The organism is Clostridium drakei (assembly GCF_000633595.2).
GTDB lineage: Bacteria > Bacillota > Clostridia > Clostridiales > Clostridiaceae > Clostridium_AM > Clostridium_AM drakei.
Genome location: NZ_JIBU02000005.1, coordinates 167,167 through 173,639, shown reverse-complemented (window position 1 = coordinate 173,639; position 6,473 = coordinate 167,167). Strand labels below are relative to the sequence as shown.

The window sequence follows — 6,473 nt, the reverse complement described above, 5'->3', positions numbered from 1 at the left end:
GAGCAAAGCTCCAAAAGTTATCCACATTTTTCAACTTTCAATTCTGCAATCATCTATTTAAATTATAATTTCAATATGGTATTATCAAAAGTATCAGTTTTAATATATTTTATAGTATCAGTTATTGGAGGATATAAATAATGCTTGAAATTATGCCTATTTTGGATTACTCAAAAAACACTCCACTTTATGTGCAATTATATGAATATATCAAACATGAAATACAGATTGGAACAATTAAACCAGAAACAAAATTGCCATCAAAAAGAAAATTATCAACTTATCTAGGAATTAGCCAAAATACTATTCAAACTGCATATGAACAATTATATGCAGAAGGATATGTAGAAAGCAGACCTCGTATAGGTATGTTTGTAACCAAACTAGAAGATAGCTTATCATGTAATTTACCATTTAACAATAAACCTGATGAAAGCATTAAATTAAATAAGAAATTTGAATACTTAATTGATTTTAGTTCAGGAAATGTTGATTTAGAGCATTTTCCATACTGTACATGGAGAAAATTAACAACCCAATGTCTATATTCAGATCAAGGTAATCTATTATTAATAGGCGAATCTCAAGGAGAGGAATGTTTACGTAAGGAGATATCTAAATATCTTTTTCAATCAAGGAGTGTGAGATGTATTCCAGAACAAATTATTATTGGATCAGGCATGCAATATTTAATGATATTATTATGCATGCTGTTAGGTAAAGACTATACATATGCAATTGAAAATCCTGGATTCAATAAAGCAAGAAATGTTTTTATAGACCAAGGATTAAATATCCATCCTGTTTCAATAGATGAAGATGGCATCTGTTTAGAAGATTTAAGAAAAAGTTCTGCTAACGTTGTCTATGTTACACCTTCACACCAATTTCCTTGCGGAATGGTTATGCCCGTTTCTCGAAGGTTGGAATTGTTGAAATGGTGTGAAGAAAAAAATGGATATATAATCGAAGATGACTACGACAGTGAATTTAGATATAGAGGTAAGCCAATTCCTTCTTTGCATGGATTAGATAGTACTGGTAAGGTTATCTATATGGGTACATTTTCAAAATCTCTAATTCCCTCAATAAGAATAAGTTATTTAGTTTTACCTGAAAATTTGATTGAGAAATATCAAAAATATTTAAAAACATATAAGCAAACCGTATCTAGACTTCATCAAAATACACTATATAAATTTATGAAAGAAGGATATTTTTCAAGTCATATAAATAAGATGAGGACATTATATCGTAAAAAACATTCAATATTACTTTCTTCGATTGATAAACATATGAAAGCAAAAACTGAAGTTATAGGTGCAAATTCTGGACTACACATTTTATTGAAAGTTAAAAATGGACTGTCAGAAGAAGAGTTAATTCAACGTGCTCATGATGTGAAAATAAAAATCTACCCAACTTCAATTCATTATAATCAGTACATAAGTAGTAAATTCCCTATGATTTTACTAGGTTTTGGTGGCTTAACAGAAAGTAAGATTGAGGAAGGTATTCAGATGTTAAAAAAAGCATGGTTTATTCTATAAAGTAGAATTCCACTATCTACTTTATCCGATGGCTACCATCCGTAATACTTCCATCCTCTTAAGGTGGAAGATAACGGCTGACACGCCCCTGGATAAGTTCTTCTAAGACTCATATGTAGAGAGGTATTCCTCATAAGCAAACTCCATCTGAGTCTAAGAATCACTTGATAAAATAAGCCACCCATCTGAAAAACCTCCCTATATTTTTAAAAGAAACTATATTACACAATAATTCTGTCAGCTTACCAAACTTTCTATAAAACAAATTAAATGCTAGAAATGGAATCCACTGCTTTTTAGATTTTGGTAATCTTTTCACTATATTTTTAAACGTATATACCTCTTTATATATCCATAAATATCCCTTGTATAATTCTTCTGCTGTCATATTCTTTGGTTTATATACTACATGTGCAGTATTGTAATTTGACAAATTAAAATCTACAATTCTATTTTCCTCCATTAATGATGAATACAACTTTGTACCAGGATATGGGGTAAGTATATGTGAAGTGACTGTTTCTATCTTATTTTTAACTATCCATTCTAATGTATTCTTAAATACAGAAACATCATCTTCATCTAATCCAAAAACAAAACTTGCATTTATCATTATTCCCCTTTCATGTATTTCCTCTACGAGCTTCTCGTATCTCTTTACACTATTTTGTACCTTGTGAACACTATCTATTGACTTACTATTTATGCTTTCAAAACCTATAAACAGACTTTGACAACCAGCTTCCTTCATTTCATCTAATAATTCAAGCATGTCTACTATATTGGAGGTAACTGCTGCATTCCACTTTAACTTAAGCGGTTTTATTTCCTTCAATAATTTTTTTGTCCATTTAGGATTTCCAATAAAATTATCATCAATAAACATTATATGGCTTGTTTTTAATGCATTTATATCTTTAATTACATCATCTATAGGTCTATTAATATAAGTTTTAAGTACACTTTTGCAACTATTGTAGCAAAAATCACATTCAAAAGGACATCCCCTGCTTGTACTAATTATATTAGTATATAAATACTTTTTATTATCAATTCTGGAATAGTCAGGTGATACTATTTCTTCCCCATCAATGTTTTCCATATCATAATATATCTTTTTAAGTGAATTATTTTCTTTATCTTTAAGGATTTTTACCCAAACTCTCTCAGCCATTCCTACAGATATTGCATCAAAATTATTAATAGCGCTTTCTGGATCTGCTGTAATATGTATGCCACCTGCAATTACTGTAACATTGCGATTTTGAAACTCCTTTGATATTTCCATCGCCCTATTCATAACATCTACAGTAACAGTTATTACTACCAAATCTACAGGTTCATCAAAATCTATCTTTTCAACATTTTCATTCTCAATAATAACTTCATGCTCTTTCGGTGTAAGATTTGCTATTGTGAGTAATGCTAATGAAGGGGCCATTCTTGTTTTTAACTTTGTATCCATAGGTCTTGGAAACATTTTCGGTTGGATTAATTTAATCTTCATAATAAATACTATCTCCTCAAATGAACTTTATTCAATACTTAACTAATCTACTTACATTATTCAACTTCTCACCTACAAATCATTTCTGTATTCTAAAATATCACCCGGTTGGCATCCCAAAGCTTTACATATTGCCTCTAAAGTTGAAAATCGAATAGCTTTTGCCTTTCCGTTCTTTAGTATAGAGAGATTTGCCATAGTTATTCCAACTTTCTCTGAAAGTTCCGTTACACTCATTTTCCTTTTAGCCAGCATCACATCTAAATTAATTATAATAGCCATTATATCACCTCAGACTGTTAAGTCATTTTCCAGTTTTATATTTATAGCTTCTTTTAAAAGCTTTTGAAGAACAGCAGCAAAAACTGCAATCACAATGGATGCAAAAGTAAAAATAATTGGAAATGCTACAAGACCTGGTGCATCATCTGCATCTGCTATTGGAAATAAGAATGGTATCAGTCCTGCATATAAAATGCTAATTGTAATTGCACTATATTTTATATACTTTAAAGCATTTACAGATAACTTTGAAAAAGCTTTATTCTTGTCAATATAGCTTAAAAGTTTTAACGCTTGATACAGAGCAAAGAAAAATAATATTGCTGTAGCATACACCCCTACCAAAATGGGATAAGACAAATAATTTACAAATCCAGGCAACCAAAATATGCACAAAGCAAGGACTGGACTTCCAATAAAAATAACAGCTATCTTTAATAAAATTGTTGATCCTAGTTTCATAAAAAGCACCTCACTTTTAATTCTTGTGTATAAGATAACATGTTTTTTATTGTTTTTCAATAAAAACTTATTGATTATCGTTATGTATTTATTGTTGTATTTGAGATAACTAAACTATACATCAATTATTTTACAAATAAATTAAGGGCACTTCCAATTTATTACTTCTTCTCTTGTATAGATACTTTAAATAATAAAAATTATTTAATACAAGAAGAACATGTCACAATTTATGAAGAAATGCCCTTTATAAATTTAGATTTATGTATAACAAACACAAAGAATAAGTATCATAATCCCATTATTAAATTTTGTGATACTTATATTGTGGTCTGCCGACTTTGCCATACTCTATGGATTTATCTATTTTATTTTCCTTTTCCATATATTCAAGATATCTTCTAACAGTTACTCTTGCTATTCCTAATCTTTCTGCCAGCTCCTCTGCTGTAAAATCATTATAATTTCTTTTTTCTATTTCATCCCATATAGATCTATAAGTATACTTATTAAGTCCTTTAGCAAAATCATCTTCATTTTGAGAAACATTAGAACTAGCTATAAGCTTATCTAAATCCTTTTGTTCAATTACATCTACATCGCTTCTTTTAAACTTTTGATATCTACCTTTAAATTGAATAAGTGCTTCTTTAAATCTTTCAAAACTAAAAGGCTTTATAAGATAATCCACAACTCCATATCTAAAAGCTTCCTGTATTCTTTCAATAGATTTATCTGCTGTAATTAAAATAATATCTATGTCTATCTCTTTTCCTCTTATCCACTTTAAAAAATCCATTCCATTTTCTTTAGGAAGATATACATCTAATAATATTAAATCTGGCTTTTTAATAGATATAAATTTTTTTGCATCATCAAGATTGGAAACTGATTTATACAAAGCAAATCCTTCTACTCTTTTCAAAAACTTAGAATTTATCTCCATAACCATAGGATCATCTTCAACAATCATTACTGAAATCATGCTTTTTCCTCCTTTCACCAAGAAAAATAATAACTTAATTTCTCCATTTTTTACGTTCTTGCCATTGGTATAATTATATCCCAGCTGACCCCTTCGTCTACATCAAAATTTATTGTACCGTTATATTCATCAATTATTTTCTTTACAATATACATACCGTGTCCACGCTGTCCTTCTTTTGTTGAAAAACCTTGTTCATATATTTTTTCCCTATACTCTACTGGAATTCCTCCGCCATTGTCTTTTATTTTTATACTGAGCAAATGTCCATTTTCAACTATTTTAACATATATAACTCCAGTCCCATCATTCTTAACTTCATCTAGAGAATTTTCTATTAAGTTTCCTATAACTGATATAATTTCATCAGGAGCCATACCTTCAGGCATCTTTGTAAGCTTTGAATTTTCATCTATTTGAAGTTTAACCCTACATTCCTCAGCTTTATTATACTTAGACAATAATAAGGCTGATAATGAAGCATCTTTTATGTTCTTCGTTAAAATATTACTTATATTGCTCCTTACTTTTGCTATATCTGATATAAACTCTAAAGCTTCATTATATTCTTCTAACTGTATGAGTCCTGCTATAGTATGAAGCTTATTCATAAATTCATGATTTTGAGCCCTTAAAGACCAAGCCATCTTTTTAACCCCAGTAAGTTCTTCTGCCATTCTAGTCACTTCTGTTTTATCTCTAAAACTGGCAATAGCTCCTACAACCTTTCCTCTGTCAATTATAGGAATCCTGTTAGTCATTATAATAGTATCATTTAGTCTCTGCTCTTCTTCAAATTCACATTTTCCTGTTTCTAGTATATTCATCATGCGGGTATTGGGAATAACATCCTCTACATTCTGCCCTACAACCTGATCCTTATTAATTTTATTTTTAAGATGTAATATATTTAAAGCTGAATCATTTATAAGGTTAATTTTACCTTTAGCATCAACGGCTACTAACCCCTCATAAATAGCATCAAGAATTCCCATCTTTTCATTATAAAGTCTTGTTATTTCTTCAGGCTCAAGTCCAAGCAAAGTATTCTTTATATTAGTTGCCAATAAAAACGCTCCTATTATACCTACCATAAGTCCGCCTAATCCAATTAAAATTATGTATAAAATAGCTTTATGCTTAGCTGTTTCAATACTGTGGGTAAGTGTACCTACAGAAACAAAACCTATCTCTTTTTTATTTTCCGAATCATATATTGGAGCAAATGCTCTAAGTGACTTTCCAAGTGTTCCCGTAGCTTCAGAAATATATGTTTCCCCCTTTTGAACTACTCTCTTTTCATCCCCTCCTACAAACTTTTTTCCTATCATTTCAGGATTGGGATGAGAATACCTGATATCATTATTATCCACTACAATTATATACTCAATCTGCTCTAGATTTTTAAGCTGTATATTAACATAAGGTCCTATCTTTCGTTCTGGATCTTTAACTTCCAGTGCATCTACTATCTCTTTTGAATGAGCTACCATTTCAGCTACATTCATAATATTGGTTCTAGCCTTGCTTTCAATGTTTCCTGTCATCCATGGTACAATAAAAGAGATGATTATAGATATGGAAACAAATACAACTGTAATAACTAATAAAGTAATCTTTGTTTGCAGCTTCATTGCTTTTTTCATATTCATCACCCTATCTTTCTTATGTAAAAGTAAACGTCTTC

6 protein-coding genes are annotated in these 6,473 nt (G+C 29.9%); 1 reads left to right on the top strand and 5 read right to left on the bottom strand.

All coding sequences use genetic code 11. The features are described 5' to 3' along the window. Positions 1–140: 140 nt before the first annotated feature. Complete coding sequence (pdxR, locus tag EG57_RS0203620; protein ID WP_032075909.1) at positions 141–1,550, top strand: MocR-like pyridoxine biosynthesis transcription factor PdxR; 1,410 nt, start codon at positions 141–143, stop codon at positions 1,548–1,550. Positions 1,551–1,710: 160 nt separating this feature from the next. On the opposite strand, the gene EG57_RS0203615 is transcribed toward pdxR, so the two are convergent. The 5 genes from EG57_RS0203615 to EG57_RS0203595 all read right to left on the bottom strand — a co-directional run bounded on the left by EG57_RS0203615 (position 1,711) and on the right by EG57_RS0203595 (position 6,432). Then, on the bottom strand, positions 1,711–3,057 hold the full coding sequence (locus tag EG57_RS0203615) for a B12-binding domain-containing radical SAM protein (protein WP_032075908.1): 1,347 nt from the start codon (positions 3,055–3,057) through the stop codon (positions 1,711–1,713). A 72-nt stretch (positions 3,058–3,129) separates the two neighbouring features. Continuing rightward, entirely contained in the window at positions 3,130–3,339 is a 210-nt protein-coding gene (locus EG57_RS0203610) for a helix-turn-helix domain-containing protein (RefSeq protein WP_032075907.1), read from the bottom strand. A 9-nt stretch (positions 3,340–3,348) separates the two neighbouring features. Beyond that, on the bottom strand, positions 3,349–3,801 hold the full coding sequence (locus EG57_RS0203605) for a DUF2975 domain-containing protein (protein ID WP_032075906.1): 453 nt from the start codon (positions 3,799–3,801) through the stop codon (positions 3,349–3,351). A gap of 304 nt (positions 3,802–4,105) precedes the next feature. Next, entirely contained in the window at positions 4,106–4,786 is a 681-nt protein-coding gene (locus EG57_RS0203600; protein WP_032075905.1) for a response regulator, read from the bottom strand. Between the two features lie 50 nt (positions 4,787–4,836). After that, a complete protein-coding gene (locus EG57_RS0203595) occupies positions 4,837–6,432 on the bottom strand; it encodes an ATP-binding protein (RefSeq protein ID WP_032075904.1) in 1,596 nt (531 codons plus the stop codon). Positions 6,433–6,473 lie beyond the last annotated feature (41 nt).

Excerpts from the sequence above, each read along its gene's own strand:
- pdxR (WP_032075909.1), top strand. The coding sequence starts at position 141 with ATGCTTGAAATTATGCCTATTTTGGATTACTCAAAAAACACTCCACTT.
- EG57_RS0203600 (WP_032075905.1), bottom strand. The coding sequence starts at position 4,786 with ATGATTTCAGTAATGATTGTTGAAGATGATCCTATGGTTATGGAGATA.
- EG57_RS0203610 (WP_032075907.1), bottom strand. The coding sequence starts at position 3,339 with ATGGCTATTATAATTAATTTAGATGTGATGCTGGCTAAAAGGAAAATG.
- EG57_RS0203615 (WP_032075908.1), bottom strand. The coding sequence starts at position 3,057 with ATGAAGATTAAATTAATCCAACCGAAAATGTTTCCAAGACCTATGGAT.
- EG57_RS0203605 (WP_032075906.1), bottom strand. The coding sequence starts at position 3,801 with ATGAAACTAGGATCAACAATTTTATTAAAGATAGCTGTTATTTTTATT.
- EG57_RS0203595 (WP_032075904.1), bottom strand. The coding sequence starts at position 6,432 with ATGAAAAAAGCAATGAAGCTGCAAACAAAGATTACTTTATTAGTTATT.